This is a genomic window from Spirosoma luteolum, assembly GCF_054778875.1.
This window is the reverse complement of the sequence record NZ_BAAGZE010000006.1, coordinates 196,613-213,575: the sequence shown is the minus strand read 5'-3', so window position 1 is coordinate 213,575 and position 16,963 is coordinate 196,613. Positions and strand designations below refer to the sequence as shown.

Genomic DNA, 16,963 nt, shown 5'->3' with positions numbered 1-16,963 from the left:
AGTCCGGGAGCAGACTTAAAACTTGACCATCAGGTTGAAACCCAGACTGCGGGTACGGGGCAGCGCGAAGGCTTCGAAACCCTGGGCGTTGCTGTTGGTGTAGCTCGACTCGGGGTCGAAGTTGTCGGTGTTTTTATACAGAATCAGGGGGTTCCGGGCCACGAGCGAGATCGAAGCCGCCTGAATACGGGCAAACTTGAGCACACTCGTCGGGATGCTGTAATTCAGCACCACCTGCCGCAGCTTTACAAAGCTGCCGTCGTAGAGAAACAGGTCGGTGTAGTTTTTCAGGTTGTCGTAGTACAGCCGCAGACCCGATACCGGAATGGTGGCCGAGTAGGGGGTGCCCTCCGGCGTTACACCCGACACGGGCAGGCCCGACTCCCGGCCGGCCAGCGTGTTCTGATGGAGGCCGAAACGGGTGGCGTAGACATCCATGGTCGAGAAAATCTTGTTGCCAAACTTGCCGTCGACCAGCACGTCGAGCGAGAAGTTTTTATAGGTAAACGTGTTGCTCAGCCCCATCGTGAGGGGTGGCACACCCTGCCCCAGTTCGGTCAGCGCACTTTTCTGCGGATACCCCGTCGCCTTGTTGAACACCACATTGTTGTTAGCGTCGCGCACCATGGTGTAGCCTTTGATCACGCCATAGGGCCGACCCACGGTGTTGTGAATAAAGGCCCAGCCGCCCACGCTGCTCGCCACCTCGATGGTGTTCAGCCCGTCGGCCAGTTTTACCACTTCGTTTTTGTTGTAGGCCACGTTGTAGCTCACGTTCCAGGTAAAGTTCTGGCTCTTGACGGGGGTACCCGACAGCAGCAGCTCGACCCCCCGGTTGTTCACCTGCCCGATGTTCAGCAGCACATCCTGGTAGCCCGTCGTACGCGATACCGCCGTGCGCACGATATCGTCGGTGGTTTTGCGGTTGTAGAACGTCAGGTCGACGCCCAGCCGGTTGCGCAGAAACTTCGCGTCGAGGCCCAGCTCGTAGGTCGTCGAGGTAAGCGGCCGCAGGTCGGAGTTGGTGACCAGATTGACCCCGTTCGACTGCGTAACCTGCTGCAGGGGCCGGCCATCGTGTCCGCCCTGCACCATGCTGTAGGTCTGGTTCAGGATGTACGGATCGGGCGTGGCACCACCGACCTGCGCCCACGAGGCCCGCAGTTTGGCAAAGCTGATGACGGCTGGCAGCCGGGCCGCCTGCGACAGGACGAAGCTACCCCCCACCGATGGGTAAAAAATACTGTTGTTGCGGGGGCTCAGGGTCGAAAACCAGTCCTGCCGTCCGGTCAGGGTTAGAAACGCGATGTTCTTGTAGTCGAGGTCGGCCGAGGCAAAGATCGAGTTGGTGGCCGTTTTCTGGTTGACGGGCCGGGTGGTCGACGCGGCCAGGTTGGTGTAGCTGTAGAAGAACGGGATAATGAACTGCGTACCGTCGATGTACGTGTCGTTGACGGTGTAGAGCCGTTTGTTGCCGCCCACGAAGGCGGTCAGCCCGATGTTTTTCAGCAGCGTCGTGTTGTAGTTCAGGGTCAGCAGCGAGTTGGTTTCCGAGACCGACGAGTTGATTTCGTGGTATTCGCCGGCCGAGTTGGCCGTATAGACCGTGCCCGTCGGGATGATGCCGACCGAGCGGAAATTGAAGAAATCGCGGCTCACGCTGCCCCGCAGGTAGAGGTTGTCGAGGATGTTGAACTTGACGTTGGCCTGACCGATAAACCGGTTTTTGGTGTCGCGGTTCTGGAAGCGGTTCACCACGAAGTAGGAGTTCGAGGCATAAGGTGTTTCGTTCCACTGCGTTTCGCGGCCGGTGGCGTCGTAGCCCGGCGAAAGCTGCCGGATATCGACCGTGTTGGCGACCATATACACGGCCCAGTTGGGGTTGCCCGGCGCATCGCCCGCGCTCGGCCGGTTCACGCCTTCTTCCAGGTTATACTGGGCCACGGTTTCAAGCGTCAGGCGCTTGCTCAGAATGGCATTGACGTTCAGGTTGGCAATCTTGCGGTTAAAGGTCGAGTTGGGCAGTATGCTTTTGTTGGCCACGTTGGCCAGCGAGAAGCGGAAGTTGATGGTCTCGCTGCCGCCGTTGAGGGCTACCGTATTGGTGAAGGTCGACCCGGTCTGGTAGAAGTTTTTGATGTTGTCGCGCTGAGGCACGTAGGGATGCTGCTGGCCATCGAACGCAACGTACGACTGTCCGTCCATGCGGGTACCCCACGACCGGCGTCCCCAGTTGACGGCCTGCGCCTGGGTGGTGGGTTTTACCCCGCCATCGCCCTGTCCGTATTCGTACTGGAAGTTTGGAAACACGGCCGGGCTGTCGAACATCAGGGTCGTGTTGTAGTCGACGCCGATGCCTTTCTGGGCGCGGCCTTTCTTGGTCGTGATCAGGATAACCCCGTTGGCCGCCCGTGATCCGTAGAGCGCAGCCGCCGTACCGCCTTTGAGTACGCTGATCGACTCGATATCGTCGGGGTTGATACCGCCGATGCCATCGCCCCGGTCCACGTTGAGGCCGCTGCCGTTGGTAGTGGGACTGCCGCCCGGCGAGGTGTTGTCGATGGGCATGCCGTTGATGACGTAGAGGGGCTGGTTGCTGCCGTTCAGCGAGCCATTCCCCCGGATGACCACCCGGCTCGACCCACCCGATCCGGTGGCCAGCCCCGACGCGTTGACACCGGCAATTTTGCCGCTCAGCGCATTGGCAATGTTTGTTTCGCGGGCCTGCGTGAAGTCGCTGCCTTTGACCTCGGTGACCGAATAAGCCAGGGCTTTTTTGTCTTTGGTGATGCCAAGGGCCGTTACCACCACTTCGCCGAGCTGGGTAGCATCTTCTTTAAGGGCTACATCGAGCGTCGAGCGGCCGCCCACCGCCTGCTCCTGCGACACGAAGCCGATGTAGGAGAAGACCAGCGTTACCTGCCGGCCCGACAGGTTGATGGAGTAGGTACCGTCGCTGTTGGATACGGTTCCTTTGGTCGACCCTTTTTCAAGGATGGTTACGCCCGGCAGTGGGGTGCCGTCGGTGGCATTACTCACTTTGCCGGTCAACGTCTGGGCCAGGGCCGGGAGGCTAAACAGCCAGCCCGCCACTAACAATACGGTGCATAAACCCGGGTGGGGTACTTTTTTGCATAGGTGTTGCATGGGCTAATCCGGTTTAAACGTAGCGATGTACAATTTGCAATTGTTGCAATGGGTTTTGCAAATATTGCATATTAAAGTCGGTTTAACCGCATGGTTTGCAAACAAAAAAAGGTAAATAACCTCTTTTGCCTGATAATCTATGCAAATACTACGTGAAATAGTAGATTTGTGCGGTTTGTGATGGGGTCTGGTGCCATTGTTGCAACAAATGCCGGTATCAGTAGTCGGCGAGACTACCGATCTTTGTCCTGTACCAACACTTTATTTGCAGACGACCGCTATGCAGTCAGCCGACACCGCCATTGTGTTATTGAAGGAAGAGCGCAAGGACATGATTCTGCAGCAGATCAACCTGCACACACGAATCTTTCTGGGCGATTTGGCCACAACCCTCAACGTGTCGGAAGACACCGTTCGGCGGGATATCAACGAACTGGCCGATGATGGGAAACTGATTAAAATCCGGGGGGGCGCCATGGCCAAGGCGTATCACCACAGCTCGGCCCTGCAGGAAACCTACGCCCACCAGAGCAAGCGCATCATTGCCGAAAAAAGCCTGTCGCTGCTCCGCGACGGCATGCTGATCCTGATCGGGGGTGGTACTACCATCCGCGAGCTGATCAAGCTGATCCCCAACGAACTGCGGGCCACCTTCGTTACGGTAAACCCACTGACGGCCGTGGAGCTGATGGATAAGCCCAACCTGGAAATCATCATGATCGGGGGGCAGATTTCGCGCTACAGCCAGATGAGCGTGGGGGGCGAGGTCTACCAGCGGCTGTCGGAGTTTCGGGCCGATCTGTGCATCATCGGCACCAACGCCATCGATGCCCGCGGGGGGCTTACCGACTCCGACTGGGAAACGGTACAGGCCAAAAAAGCCATGATTCAGGCGTCGGCCAAGGTGGCGGTGCTGGCCATCACCGAGAAGCTCAACAGCGTGATGCGCATGAAAATCGCCGACCTCAACCAGATCGATTACCTGATTACCGAAGTGCCCGCCGATTCGGCCCAGCTAACGCCCTACCGGAGCGAGACGCTTCAACTTCGCTGACGCCTGCCCACCCTGATCCCTGTTTTTATGCGCTTCATCCAGTCATTTGTCGGCGGGCTGCTGCTGAGTTTCGTCCTGACCGCTGGTCTGGCCCAGCCCGTTACGTTCTACTTGACCGATCCCGTCGGCAAGGTGCTGTTCAGGCCGCAGCCGGCCCCCGTGATGGGGCGCGTAACCGCAGGGCAGCCCATCATCCGGGTCAATGCCGGGCAGACCTACCAGCCTATCGACGGCTTTGGGTACACCCTCACGGGGGGCAGCGCGCAGTTGCTGGCACGCATGACGCCGGCCGCCCGGAAGGCGCTGCTGACGGAACTGTTTTCGCCCGCCGGTACCGGCATTGGCGTTAGCTACCTGCGCATCAGCATCGGCGCATCGGACCTCGACGAGCGGGTGTTTTCGTACGATGATCTGCCCGCCGGCCAGACCGACCCCGCGCTCCGGCGGTTTAGTCTGGCCCCCGACCGGGCCGCGCTGATTCCGGTGCTGCGCGAGATTTTGACCATCAATCCAGCCCTCAGGATACTGGGATCGCCCTGGTCGCCACCGGTCTGGATGAAAACCAACGGCAGCAGCAAAGGAGGCAGCCTGAAACCGGCCTATTACGGTGCCTACGCGGCTTATTTTGTTCGGTACATACAGGAGATGGCCCAGGCCGGCATACGGATCGACGCCGTGACGCTTCAAAACGAGCCGCTGCACCCCGGCAACAACCCCAGTTTGCTGATGCTGCCGGCCGAGCAGGCGCTGTTTATCAAAAAACACGTGGGTCCGGCGTTCCGGGCGGCCGGTCTGAAAACCAAAATCATTCTCTACGACCACAACGCCGACCGCCCCGATTACCCGATCTCGATTCTGAACGATGCCGAGGCCCGGCGCTACGTGGATGGGTCAGCGTTTCACCTCTACGCGGGGCCCATCGATACGCTGGCCACGGTGCATGCCGCGCACCCCGACAAAAACCTGTACTTCACCGAGCAGTGGATCGGCGCACCGGGCAACCTGACGGGCGATCTGGCGTGGCACGTGCGGCACCTTATCATTGGGGCTACCCGCAACTGGTGCCGCACGGTGCTCGAGTGGAACCTGGCCGCCGACCCGGCTCAGCAGCCCCACACGCCCGGCGGCTGCACCCAGTGTCTGGGCGCCCTGACCCTCGACGGCAACACCGTGACCCGCAACCCGGCTTACTACATCATTGCCCTAGCGGCCAAATTTGTGCGCCCCGGCTCGGTCCGCATCGAGAGCAACCTGCCCGCCGGTCTGCCCAACGTGGCGTTCCGGACCCCCACCGGCCGCCACGCGCTGATCGTGCTCAACGAAACGGCTACCGCCCGCGCCTTTACCATTGCCGATGGCAACCGTCAGTTCAGCACCACGCTGCCCCCCGGCGCGGTGGGTACGTTTGTGTGGTAGTATTTCAGTATTCGGTTTACAGTATATAGTGTACAGTTTTTCGTAAGCAATTGTCGGTGGGTAGTATCCGGTATACTGTGGTGAAGATTACGGTATTCAGCCTAAGGTCTCCGGATTTAGCGCTTGGCCTACTCCTCCAGGTGCTGAATCAGCTACCGATTCTAAGTCTTGTGTACGGATTTCGTCAGGGAGTAAAATCCGTACTTTTCATACGTGACCCACACGAGATGCGCAATACTGAATACGGTAAACAGTATACTGAAAACCAAACCACAAACCACCTTTCCCTCACGCCCTCACACCGTACCAGTCGACATGGCGGGTGGCGTACATGCCGGCGGCCAGCAGGGTCAGCAGGCCGAGGGTACCTACCAGCAGGCTGTAGTCAGCGAGCTGGAGCAGTCCGTAGAAAAAGGCGTACAGCACCGCCAGCAGCAACCCGAAAGCCATTGTCAGCCGGGGGCTGCGGAACACGTAGCGCACGTAACCTGTGATGAGGCCCACGATCAGCAGACTACTCAGCAGATAGGATCGGTTGAACGTGATCTGTTCGGAAAACGCCAGCAGCAGCAGGTAAAACAGACAGATGGCCAGCCCCACCAGCAGATACTGAACCGGGTGAATGGCCCGATGCGCCAGAATCTCGATGCCGAAAAACGTAATAAAGGTCAGCAGGATAAACAGCAAACCGTATTTGGTAGCGCGGGTCGTTTTCTGATACTCGTCGATCGGCAGCATCAGCTTCACCCCAAACGTGGGCAGGTTCGGCGTGTTGCCCAGCCGAATCGGGGCACCGGCAGCAATCAGTCGTTTGGTCAGAAAAGAACCCAGACCCTGCTGCGGCATATCGCGGTTCAGCTGCAGTACCGTCCACGACGCCCGGAAACCGCTGGTGTCGAGTACCCGCTGATCGGGCAGAAACGCCCCGACAAACCCGGGCGATGCCCAGCTCGATTGCAGCGCTACCCGGGTTTCCCGCCCCAGTGGCAGCATGTCGAGCTGGGTGCTGCCGTTGAGGTCGAGGGTGGTGCTGACCCGATACTGATCGGCGTCGAGCCGAATCGGAACGATCACCCCCGACGATACCACATCGTTGGTTGGCAGACCCGGCTCGGCCAGCGTCGACTGCCCGTTTACCCGCACACGAATCGACTGGCGCACCCCCTTGAGGTCGCTGATGCCCAGCGAGAGGATGGCCTTGTCCCACTGCAGAACCCCGTCGGGCAGGCCCACCGACGTCGCCGACGGCTTCCGAAACGTACTGCTGACGGTCAGGCGGGTGTTGTAGAGAATCACGTCGAAAATGCCCCGGCTGCGCTGCTCCGGCCGTATCGTGCCGGTAATCGATAGGGTTTCGGGGAAGAAGTGGGCGTAGGCAATGCGCGTGGCGGGCCGACCCGCCAGTCCCGTCGAATCGGTTTTGTAAGGCACCGAAATAAAGGGGCCGCTGATGGTTTGCCCGGCACCCCACATGCGGGTAACGTCGCTCACGGCTTCGGCGCGGTACTGCTCGCGTTCCTCAATCAGTCCCTGGAGTTGTAGGGTCGGAATCAGGAGCAGCAGCGCCAGAAAGCTGATGATAACGATTTTAATCAAAATCGACGAGGAGTTGGCGGGAGCCGGCAGGGCGGGGGGCACGGAGGCAGCTGGTTGGTCAGGCATGGATTTTTGGTTTAAAAGTACTTTGTTTTACAAAGTAAACGAAAAAGCGATTTGATTCGCCATGGGCCGGTATACTGATGAAAAAAAGAACAACGGCTGGTTCGGGCTTTACGGGTGTTCACGAGCGGGCGGTCAATCTGACCCGCCAATCGCCCGTTACACAGGCGAAAGCGTTATTTTTGCGGTTCAACCCATGTAGACTATGGCCATCAAGGCATTTTTATTCGATCTCGACGGTGTGATTGTCGACACCGCGATCTACCATTATCAGGCCTGGCGCCGGCTTGCCAATGAGCTGGGCTTCGATATTTCAGAAGCCTTTAATGAGGGGCTCAAGGGCGTCAGCCGAATGGAGTCGCTCGACCTGATTCTGTCCCACGGCGGGCAGACGCTCAGCGACGAACGGAAGCAGGAGCTGGCCACGCAGAAAAACGAATGGTATCTGGAACTGGTCAGCCGCATGACCTCCGACGATATTTTGCCCGGCGTACCGACCTTTTTCGCGCAGGTGCGAAAAGCGGGCTTGAAAACGGCCCTGGGGTCGGTGAGCAAGAACGCCCCCCTGATTCTGGAGCGGATCGGCATGCTCGACGCCTTTGACGCGATTATCGACGGCAATAAAATCAGCAAGGGCAAACCCGACCCCGAAGTGTTTACGAAGGGTGCTGCCGAACTGGGTGTCGAGCCGGGCGAATGTGTGGTGTTCGAAGATGCCGTGGCCGGAGTCGAAGCGGGTAAGCGGGGCGGTATGTTTGTGGTGGGCCTGGGTCAGCCCGACGTACTCACGCAGGCCGATCTGGTAGCCCCCTCGCTCGACCAGCTGACCGTGGAGCGGGTGTTGGGAGTAGCTTAGTACTCAGTTTACAGTATTCGGTTTTCAGTATTCCGGACTGCGCTATTCGGCATTCAGTGTGTAGTATTTGGTTTACAGTATTCAGGGTTGCGGTGTGCCGTAAACTGAATACTGTAAACGTTAAACCAAAAACCGTTAAAACGCCAGCCAGCCGGAGAATTTGATGGCGAAGGGGGTGACGGGGATGCCCGTGCGGGTCAGGTTGTCGCGGTAGGTGAGCCGGTGAATGGCATCGACGCGCAGCACCTTGAAGATATTATCGATGCCGTAGCCCACTTCGACGTAGGGGGTGCTGCCGAGCGAGCTGAACCCTTCGACGGCGTTGCCCTGCGCATCGGTTTTCTGGATGTCGTTCAGGTTGCGGGCCGACACGCCCCCCACCAGCACCTTCGCCGTAATCAGTTCGCGCCATTTCAGTTGCCGCAACACCGGCAGCCGGTTAAACAGCAGGCCGCCAAAGTTGTGCTCGAACTGCACCGACGCCCAGCGGTCGGCCACAAACTCGAAGTAGTTCATGAGGTTGTAGGCGTTGCCCACGTAGAACGACGATTCGTTGCCGAGGGGCGTGTAGAGCAGCGGGTAGGGCACTGCCGACGGAATCAGGCCCCCGCTGAGGGTGTAGTAGGAGCGGCCTAGTACCCCCAGCCGCGCCGAGTGCTTCATGCTGAAGGCCAGCCGGTGGTACGTAAAATCGCTGCCCATCACGTTGCGCAACCCAAGCGTGTAGCGTAGCGTAAAAATGGGTTTCCGCGTAGCGCCGGCGCTTACCCGCACATTGTCGTTCTGGAGCATGATCTCGTCGGGCGCGAAACGTGTTTCCGAGATCAGCTCCGTTACGCGGTAGCTGGTCCGGATCGACTGGTCGTTGTCACGCACCTGCGGCAGAAACGCGAAGGGAAACAGCGGCTCGAACGTCCGGTTGCGCACGGCGAGGGTCTGCGTAAAGCCGCTGCCCAGTTCGCGCCGGGCGTAGAGGGTGTTGTCTTCCTGAAAATAAGGCCGGCGGATGGTGCCGAAGCGCGAATAAGCCGCAAAGAGGGAGTTGTTGCCGATGTTGTCGGCCGAGACGCCGATGCGCTCGAGGTCGTAGGTGCGCTGCACACCCACCACCGTCCAGGGTTTGCGACTCACGATGTACTCGATGTTGCCGCTGTACTTCAGCTGTTTGTCGAGGGTGCCATAAGCAACATAGCCGCTCAGCAGCCATTTGCGGCTAAAGCCGGTGTTGGTGCGCAGCCCGAGCCGAAACCGGTTGCCCTCTACGTTGTTGTAGGCATAGGAATACAGCACCGGGCCCAGGTCGATGTGGAGTCGGTCGATGGGCTTGTAGCCCAGTACCCCCAGCTTGATGATTTCGCCGGCGGCTTTCACAATGGGTACGTTGCGTACCGAATCAACCACCTGCATAGCTTTGAACTCCTCGGGCCGGAGCGACTGCGGCCGTACCTGCTGCCAGAAAGCCGGGTCGGCCTGCCGGTAATCGTCGGCGAGTTCGATGGCCGGATCGTAAAAACCGATGTCTTTGGGCTGCGTTTCAACGAGGTTGCTGGCCGTGGCGTAGAAGCGGATCAGGGCGCCCGGCGCGCGCGGGGCCGGTTCGTCGGTGTCGATCGTAACCTGCGTCAGGGTCGGAAACCGGGCGCCCGAGGCCGTCGACTCCCAGTTCTGCTCAATGTGCAGTTCGTCGACGAAGTTGATGTTGGCCCGCTTGTCGACCCGGGCATCGATCTGGGTCAGCGCCAGCTGTGTCGTATCGACCCAGACCGTGCCCGAAAAAGCCAGATCGGCCGCCCGTTTTGGCGAAAACTCAATCTCGTAACAGGCCACGCTGCCCACCTGCACGGTATCTTTCAGCCGGAAGGTGTATATGGTTTCCCACTGACTGCCTACGGGCGAGGGGATATCCTTGCGCAGTACGTAGAGCGAGTTGCGGTAGAAATTATACTGTTGAAACGAGGCTCCGGTCAGCTGCGCAATCAGGCCGCCATCGCTGACACCAACGCCGGTCACGTGCGACTTCTGCACGTTTTCCTTGGTCTTTTCGGGGCTGGTGCGGGCAAATACGTTGGAAAAGGTTTCGGAGATAAAGACCGGTACGGCGGGCTGCCCGTTTTCGTCAGTAATGGCCGGGAGTTTACCGAGCAGTCGGCCAACGGGTCCGGGACGCCGGTTGTGCTTTCGCTTCTGGCTGAAATTGTTGATGTAGCCTTCGATCTTGGTGTAGCTGTCGTACTGATAGGCGGCCAGTCGGGCGGGGTTGTACTGGTCGCGCCGACGCACGGTTTCGCGCAGAATGCGGTAGGCCGGGTCGCCCCCTTTGGCGTAGACCCGCACTTCCTGCAGCCGGGTCGCGGCCGAAACCAGTCGGGCCTCTATCGTTTGCTGGGCCACGGCCACCAGCGGAAACGCCTGTGTGCGGTAGCCCAGGCTCAGGACCAGCAGCGAATCGGTGAGCTGCGGCACGCGCAGGGAATACCGCCCGTCGACATCGGAGGTGGTACCGCTTGTTTTGCCTTTGAGGGCAATGCTGGCAAAGGGAATACCTTCGCCAGTGGCCGCATCGACCACGCGGCCCGAGATGGTGAAGGAGGTCTGGGCCGCTGCCAGACCCAGGCTGCCCAACAGCAGCACCAGGGGGGCCAGAACGGTCCTCAGGAAAACAGTCATTACCGAATCGTGTAGTTGTGAGTCAATCTCGTAACCGAGAACTAGTCAATTGAGTTTACTATGTGATGAAAAAAAACGCTCCGTCGATGGGTCATCGACGGAGCGTTGTCGATCGTCAGACACGATCGGTACGTAGAAAAGCCGGGTTCCGTTGCAGCGAGTCCGGTAAAGCAGTTTAGCGAACCGCCGTTTTGGGGGCGTTGCCGGCGGGGGCCATCTGCCCGCCCACGATGCGCCATTTGCCTTCGTCCTGTTTGAGCACGTGCGTAAAACGGTAAAACTGATCGGCTACGGATGGGTGGTTGAGCGTGCCGTAGATAACCATTACCTGATCGCCCACGGGGTCGACCCGGACCACGTTGGAAATCCACTGCACCCCTTCGAGCGGGGCTTTGCCAATCTGCGGGGCTTTGGCCAGTGCCCCGGTTTCGCTCCAGAGCGTAGCGGTTGGGGCCATCACGCCCGCCATCACTGCGGTGTCGCCGGTGTTGAGGGCCTTGCCAAAAGTGGCTTCGGTAAGCCGGCCAATCGAGTCGGCGGCCGACTGGGTCAGCGGGCCACCCCGTTTGGGCCGTTCGCCCCGAAACAGCGATTTGCCGGCGTTGGCCAGCTTGTTGAACCCCGGCAGATCGGTAGCAATACCAGCGGCAAAGACGACTGCCAGCACCGCCGGAATCACAAACTCTTTCTTGATGCCGCCCGTCCGGCGGTCGCGGCTGTAGGCCGTGATCGACGACCAGTTGTTGACGATGTGAAACATGGCCGCCAGCACAAATAACATTCCGAACCAGGCATGGGTGTGTTCGACGGGGTGTGAGCCCTGACCGAAGTAAATGAGTACGCCCGTGACGGCAAGGACCAGAAAGGCCAGCGCGACCGAAAGAGAAACCAGATTCTTTGTTTTCATGGAGAAACGGATAAGATGACAGGGCTGCGTGGGGGTTTTTGCAAATATACGGGCCTCGGCGCAGGTTCATAATGAACGGGCGCGGGCTGGCCTTACGGCGCTTTGTCGCCCTGATAGGCAAACGTCATAAGGCTGCCTTTCTTGCCATTGCCTTCGCTGGCAATGTAGAGGTCGCCGTTGGGGGCGAAGCAGATACCTTCGGGTTGCCGGAACAGCGCGGGGTCGAGGGCCTGGCTACCCTGGATCTGCCCCTGCCGGTTCACGACGACCAGCCGCTTGCCGGCCGAGGTGAGGATGTACCAGTGGCCGGTAATGGGGTGTACGGCAATGCCCGAGGGCTTGTACGATTTGGTGTCGATGTGGGCTTCGTCGAGGGCGGGGCGGCTGACGGTGAGCTGGCGGTACACCCCCTTGCTGCGCAGGTCATAGGCGTACACCGAGTTTTCGGCTTTGGCGTTGTCGCTTTTCTTGACCGCAATCAGCAGCCGGTTGGTTTGCGGGTCGTAGCCCAGCCCTTCGACTTCGGTTTTGGCGGGCAGGTCGGTTTTGGTGCGCCCGATCTGGGTCGACTCGGGTTCGAAGCGGTAGAGCGTGCCGTTGCTTTCGAGCACATACACATGGCCATCCACGTATTCGATGCCTTCGAAGTCGCCGTAGCCGCCGAAGCCAAATTCGCTCACCACCGACTGGGTTTTGGTGTCGAACACATACACCACCGCTTCTTCATCCTGCACGCAGAGCAGCTTGCCGTCTTTGAAATAGGTAAGGCCCGAAATCTCGGTCAGCTTGCCGGGTAGGGTGGCGCGCTGATCGGGTTTGTCGAGCTGGTAGGGCATCGAGAAGGCAGGGGTATCGGCCTGCGTGGCGGGCGAGGCCGACGTATCCGTTTTTTTGTCAGACGGGTTGCAGGCCGCCATCAGCAGGCCGGCTCCGAGCAGCAGGTGTTTCATGGAGTAGACAGTTAGGCGGCAAACATACGGCGATATGAACGCATTTAGGTGGGGTCGGCCGGTTGGATTTCGGATGCGTATCATCGCCATTCGCCCGGTCGAAATGGGCGTTCGGCTTCTTTCGTTCGCCACCACTCGTTCCGAAACGTACATTTGTTTGTGAACCGAACCGAATCGCTGACCTACCGACTAACCACAAGCCAGCGCTGGCAGCTGGCCCTGAGTGTTTTTGTGGTATACTGGCCCCTGCGTCTCTATATCAATATCACCAATCCAGTCTGGGCGCTGAAGCCGGCCCGGCTGCCTTTCTTTGTGATGGAGATTGTGCTGTCGGTACTGTTCTTCTTTGCCTGGATCGGCGTGTCGGAGTGGTTTCACCGCCGTTTTTTTTCGGTCTGGTTCGGCGAGCGTTTTCTGGTCGAGTTCAAACTGCCGGCCCAGCTGGCCACGCTGGTGATTGCCAGTATGATGGCGGTTTCGTTCAACCTGGGTTTCTACGCCATCTGGCACGCCCTCGACAACATGCTCGAAGCCCGGCTGCCCAGCTACCACATGCAGCAGCCGCCCCGAAAGGCACCGCCCACCCCCGCCGAAGAAAAAATGCGGCAGGATGGGCGCGACCAGCGCCGGCGCGCCAACAACGCGCTGACCGTGATGGCCATGCTGTCGGCGTTTTACCTGGCTGCCAACCGCCGGGCCTACCGCCGGCTCGAAGATGTGGAGGTGCGGGCCGAACGACTCGAAAAGGAAAGTGTGACGGCCCAGTTTGCAGCCCTCAAAAGCCAGGTCAATCCACACTTCCTGTTCAACAGCCTGAGCATTCTGTCGTCGCTGGTACACGCCGATGCCGATCTGTCCGAAAAATTCATCGACCAGCTATCGCGGGCCTATCGCTACATTCTGGAGCAGAAAGACAACGAGCGGGTGCTGCTCAAGACCGAACTGGAGTTTATACAGGCCTACCGCTTTCTGCTCAATATCCGCTTCGAGAATAAGTTCGACGTGCTTATCGATGTGCCCGATGCCGATCAGAACCGCTACAGCATTGCCCCTCTCACGCTGCAGCTGCTGGTCGAAAATGCGGTGAAGCACAACCGGATGTCAGCCCGCGAACCGCTGCGGGTGCAGATTCTGGTGGAGGGCGACTGCCTGGTCATTCGCAACAACCTGCAGGTGCGGCCGCAGTCCGAAAATTCGACCGGGGTGGGCCTGCAGAACATCATGACGCGCTACAGCCTGCTGACGGAACGGCCCGTTTGGGTGGGCGAAACCGATGGCAGTTTTATCGTGAAAATTCCGCTACTTACCTAGGCCATGATACAGGCAACGACGACCCTACCCGCCGGCTTGCCGACGACTACCTACCCAATGAACGTACTGATAATTGAAGACGAAAACCTGACGGCCCGGCGGCTCGAAACGATGCTGCACAAATACGACGCGTCGATTCAGGTGCTGGCCCGGATTCCGTCGGTGGCGGAGGCCGTGTCGTGGCTGTCGGCCCCCCACGAGCCGGTCGATCTGGTGTTTATGGATATTCACCTGGAAGATGATCTGGGTTTCCGGATTTTTGAGCAGGCGCAGCTCACCACGCCTGTCATCTTCACCACCGCCTACGATGAATACATGATCCAGGCCTTCAAGGTCAACAGTATCGATTACCTGCTCAAACCCATCAACTACGATGAGCTGTCGGCGGCCATCAACAAATTCAGGGCGCTGAAAAAGCAGTTCGAGCAGATGGGTACCATAGGCGTACCGGCCAGTCCGCCCGCGCCCGACCTCGACACGCTGCTCAGCCTGCTGGGGCAGTCGCGGACGACCGAGTACAAAGACCGCTTTATGATTTCGGTGGGTACCAAAATCCGGAGTATCGAAACCAAAGACATCGCTTACTTTTTTCTGGAGGAACGGGTGGTCTTTCTGACCACTAAAGAGGGCCACAACCTGCCCGTCGACTACAGCCTCGACAAGCTCACGCAGCTGCTGAATCCCAAACAGTTTTTCCGGATCAGCCGGCAGTTTCTGGTATCGCTGCCCGCCATTCAGACCATCCACGCGTTTTCGGCCGGTAAGCTCAAGCTCGACCTGCAGCCCCGGCCCCGCCACGACGTGTTCGTCAGTGGCGACCGCATGACGGAATTCAAGGAGTGGCTGGGGAAGTAGGGGAGTTTGTCGTTTGGGGTTTGTAGTCTGTTGTTTGTCGTATTCAGGTTTCGTTGGGTAGGCTAGGGCTGGCGGGGTTGTGCGTACGGTAGAAACCGGTAACCGGATAACCAAAACAGCGTAGCAAAAACGCTAAACAACAAACCACCCACAACAAACAACAAACCAAGAACGACAAACCTGACCGAAGCCTGCCTACCTTTGTTCGATGGATACCAATACACCCGATCAGCCGCACCGGCCCCGTGGTCAGCGCACCGATCAGCAACTGGCCGTTACCGAACCCGCCGAACTGATGGCGTTCCTGATAGCCAGGCTTCCCCATAAGAATCGCAACAACATCAAATCCCTGCTGAGCAATAAGCAGATCCTGGTCGATGGTAAAGTTTATACGCAGTTCAACCATCCGCTCAAGCCCGGCATGGTGGTGACTGTGTCGGCTACGCGGGCACCCCAAACCACGCAGTACCGGGGCCTGACACTGCTCTATGAAGATCAGCACCTGCTCGTGATCAATAAACAGGCGGGGCTGCTCTCCATGTCGACCAACAAGGAGAAAGACCGCACGGCCTACAGTATTCTGAGCGACTACGTGAAGAAGGCCAATCCCAAAAACCGCGTCTTCATTATCCACCGGCTCGACCGCGAAACGTCGGGCGTGATGATGTTTGCCAAAAGCGAGAAGGTGCAGCGGCTGATGCAGGAAACCTGGAACCAGACCATCCGCGAGCGTACCTACGTGGCGCTGGTGGAGGGCGTTCCCGATCCGGCCGAAGGCACCATCGAGTCGTACCTGAAAGAAAGCAAGGCCCTGATCGTGTACTCGAGCCAGAACCCCGAACACGGGCAACTGTCGATTACCAACTACCGCATCATGCGGGCCTCAGACCACTACGCGCTGCTGGAACTGGAACTCGAAACGGGGCGTAAAAACCAGATTCGGGTGCACATGCAGGATATTGGCCACCCCGTAGTGGGCGATGCCAAATACGGGGCCGAAACCAACCCCATTGGCCGGCTGGGCCTCCACGCCGAAACGCTGGCTTTCGAGCACCCGATCACGGGCGCAGCCATGCGCTTCGACGCCCCCATTCCCAAGCAGTTCCTGGCCGTGCTAAAGCAGGAAGTGGACGAGGAGTAGGGTTTGTAGTTTGGGGTTTGGGGTTTTCAGTTTTCTGTTTACAGCGCTGCCGTGGGTACGCATGGTTGCCGGAGCAGGGCTACCGTTTTGCGTTGACGGCGTCAGCCGGTATCCGTAACCAGTCGTGATGCCAGCGTCAGCCAACTGAAAACTGAAAACCGCCTACTGAAAACCCCAAACCCCAAACTAACCCTCCCCCTACCACCGGCTGATACCGGTGTCCGGGGCGTTGTCGTCGCTGAAGAACAGGCCGGTTGGACCGTCGGGGCCGAGGGTGGCGGCTTTCACGACCCGGGCGGCTGCGTCGGGCACGGTGCCCGGACCGCTGTGGTTGTTGAAATCGGTGGCCGTATAGCCCGGGTCCACGGCGTTGACCTTGAACGCGGTATCGCGGAGGTCATAAGCCAGTACGATGGTATAGGCATTGAGAGCCGCCTTAGAGGCCACGTAGGCCGTTGGCTTCACCGGGTAATATTTCCAGCTCGGGTCGGCCTGCGAGGCCAGCGAACCCAGCCCCGACGTTACGTTCACAATCCGCGGCTCGGGCGACTCCCGCAACAGGTCGATAAACGCCTGCGTGACCTCGATAACCCCGAAAAAGTTGGTATCGAATACCGTCCGCACCTGGCTGACCGCGGTGTCGAGCGCCGTCTGGGGTACGTTGCCGTGAACACCGGCATTGTTGATGAGCACATCGAGCCGATCTGTTTTTTGCCCCAGCCGGACACGGGCTTCCCGCACCGAAGCCGGATCGTCGACATCCAGCAAAATGGGCTCTACCTGAGTCAGCCCTTCGGCCATGAGCTGGTCGGCAGCCTGTTGCCCCTTCTGCCCGTCGCGGCAGCCGAGGTACACGTAATAGCCCAGCCGCAGTAGCTGGCGGGCGGTTTCGAAGCCAATACTTTTGTTGGCTCCCGTAATCAGTACCGTTTTCATGATTCGTCTGTTTAGCGGGCAAAACTAGGGGTTCCCAACCGGGTCGTCGACGCCCATTTCCCGG

The 16,963-nt window shown here is 59.1% G+C and carries 12 protein-coding genes; 6 read left to right on the top strand and 6 right to left on the bottom strand.

Annotated elements, in window-relative coordinates; genetic code table 11:
• Positions 1–15: 15 nt before the first annotated feature.
• Complete coding sequence (locus ACYVAC_RS11500) at positions 16–3,147, bottom strand: SusC/RagA family TonB-linked outer membrane protein (RefSeq protein ID WP_461097813.1); 3,132 nt, start codon at positions 3,145–3,147, stop codon at positions 16–18.
• Positions 3,148–3,427: 280 nt separating this feature from the next.
• On the opposite strand from ACYVAC_RS11500, the gene ACYVAC_RS11495 reads away from it, so the two are divergent.
• Positions 3,428–4,201, top strand: coding sequence for a DeoR/GlpR family DNA-binding transcription regulator (locus ACYVAC_RS11495; protein WP_461097812.1), 774 nt, complete (start codon positions 3,428–3,430; stop codon positions 4,199–4,201).
• Positions 4,202–4,228: 27 nt separating this feature from the next.
• Positions 4,229–5,617, top strand: a complete 1,389-nt coding sequence (locus ACYVAC_RS11490) for a glycoside hydrolase family 30 protein (RefSeq protein WP_461097811.1) — start codon at positions 4,229–4,231, stop codon at positions 5,615–5,617.
• 288 nt (positions 5,618–5,905) lie between these two features.
• Here ACYVAC_RS11490 and creD read toward each other — a convergent pair whose 3' ends face one another.
• Positions 5,906–7,279, bottom strand: a complete 1,374-nt coding sequence (gene creD / locus ACYVAC_RS11485) for a cell envelope integrity protein CreD (protein ID WP_461097810.1) — start codon at positions 7,277–7,279, stop codon at positions 5,906–5,908.
• Between the two features lie 202 nt (positions 7,280–7,481).
• Between creD and pgmB the strand changes: the two genes are divergently transcribed.
• Positions 7,482–8,132: a beta-phosphoglucomutase gene (pgmB, locus tag ACYVAC_RS11480; RefSeq protein ID WP_461097809.1), complete on the top strand. Its 651-nt coding sequence runs from the start codon at positions 7,482–7,484 to the stop codon at positions 8,130–8,132.
• A gap of 135 nt (positions 8,133–8,267) precedes the next feature.
• Here pgmB and ACYVAC_RS11475 read toward each other — a convergent pair whose 3' ends face one another.
• The 3 genes from ACYVAC_RS11475 to ACYVAC_RS11465 all read right to left on the bottom strand — a co-directional run bounded on the left by ACYVAC_RS11475 (position 8,268) and on the right by ACYVAC_RS11465 (position 12,656).
• Entirely contained in the window at positions 8,268–10,799 is a 2,532-nt protein-coding gene (locus tag ACYVAC_RS11475; RefSeq protein ID WP_461097807.1) for a DUF5686 and carboxypeptidase-like regulatory domain-containing protein, read from the bottom strand.
• A gap of 175 nt (positions 10,800–10,974) precedes the next feature.
• Positions 10,975–11,706 (bottom strand): DUF4405 domain-containing protein, encoded by a 732-nt coding sequence (locus tag ACYVAC_RS11470; RefSeq protein ID WP_461097806.1) that lies wholly within the window; start codon positions 11,704–11,706, stop codon positions 10,975–10,977.
• A 92-nt stretch (positions 11,707–11,798) separates the two neighbouring features.
• Positions 11,799–12,656, bottom strand: a complete 858-nt coding sequence (locus ACYVAC_RS11465; RefSeq protein WP_461097805.1) for an SdiA-regulated domain-containing protein — start codon at positions 12,654–12,656, stop codon at positions 11,799–11,801.
• Between the two features lie 177 nt (positions 12,657–12,833).
• Here ACYVAC_RS11465 and ACYVAC_RS11460 point away from each other — a divergent pair, with 177 nt between their 5' ends.
• The 3 genes from ACYVAC_RS11460 to ACYVAC_RS11450 all read left to right on the top strand — a co-directional run bounded on the left by ACYVAC_RS11460 (position 12,834) and on the right by ACYVAC_RS11450 (position 15,963).
• Positions 12,834–13,967 carry a sensor histidine kinase gene (locus ACYVAC_RS11460; RefSeq protein WP_461098222.1) on the top strand — a complete coding sequence of 378 codons (1,134 nt, stop codon included), beginning with the start codon at positions 12,834–12,836 and terminating at the stop codon, positions 13,965–13,967.
• A 57-nt stretch (positions 13,968–14,024) separates the two neighbouring features.
• Entirely contained in the window at positions 14,025–14,822 is a 798-nt protein-coding gene (locus ACYVAC_RS11455; RefSeq protein WP_461097804.1) for a LytR/AlgR family response regulator transcription factor, read from the top strand.
• A 208-nt stretch (positions 14,823–15,030) separates the two neighbouring features.
• Positions 15,031–15,963: an RluA family pseudouridine synthase gene (locus ACYVAC_RS11450; protein WP_461097803.1), complete on the top strand. Its 933-nt coding sequence runs from the start codon at positions 15,031–15,033 to the stop codon at positions 15,961–15,963.
• Positions 15,964–16,161: 198 nt separating this feature from the next.
• Here ACYVAC_RS11450 and ACYVAC_RS11445 read toward each other — a convergent pair whose 3' ends face one another.
• The gene (locus ACYVAC_RS11445; RefSeq protein WP_461097802.1) at positions 16,162–16,899 is read right to left on the bottom strand and encodes an SDR family oxidoreductase; all 738 of its coding nucleotides are present in this window, start codon (positions 16,897–16,899) and stop codon (positions 16,162–16,164) included.
• Between the last annotated feature and the right edge of the window lie 64 nt (positions 16,900–16,963).

Bases quoted from the DNA above. Each gene is read 5' to 3' on its own strand.
- ACYVAC_RS11470 (WP_461097806.1), bottom strand. From the start codon at position 11,706: ATGAAAACAAAGAATCTGGTTTCTCTTTCGGTCGCGCTGGCCTTTCTG.
- pgmB (WP_461097809.1), top strand. From the start codon at position 7,482: ATGGCCATCAAGGCATTTTTATTCGATCTCGACGGTGTGATTGTCGAC.
- ACYVAC_RS11500 (WP_461097813.1), bottom strand. From the start codon at position 3,147: ATGCAACACCTATGCAAAAAAGTACCCCACCCGGGTTTATGCACCGTA.
- ACYVAC_RS11465 (WP_461097805.1), bottom strand. From the start codon at position 12,656: ATGAAACACCTGCTGCTCGGAGCCGGCCTGCTGATGGCGGCCTGCAAC.
- ACYVAC_RS11495 (WP_461097812.1), top strand. From the start codon at position 3,428: ATGCAGTCAGCCGACACCGCCATTGTGTTATTGAAGGAAGAGCGCAAG.
- ACYVAC_RS11445 (WP_461097802.1), bottom strand. From the start codon at position 16,899: ATGAAAACGGTACTGATTACGGGAGCCAACAAAAGTATTGGCTTCGAA.
- ACYVAC_RS11475 (WP_461097807.1), bottom strand. From the start codon at position 10,799: ATGACTGTTTTCCTGAGGACCGTTCTGGCCCCCCTGGTGCTGCTGTTG.
- ACYVAC_RS11450 (WP_461097803.1), top strand. From the start codon at position 15,031: ATGGATACCAATACACCCGATCAGCCGCACCGGCCCCGTGGTCAGCGC.
- ACYVAC_RS11455 (WP_461097804.1), top strand. From the start codon at position 14,025: ATGAACGTACTGATAATTGAAGACGAAAACCTGACGGCCCGGCGGCTC.
- ACYVAC_RS11490 (WP_461097811.1), top strand. From the start codon at position 4,229: ATGCGCTTCATCCAGTCATTTGTCGGCGGGCTGCTGCTGAGTTTCGTC.
- creD (WP_461097810.1), bottom strand. From the start codon at position 7,279: ATGCCTGACCAACCAGCTGCCTCCGTGCCCCCCGCCCTGCCGGCTCCC.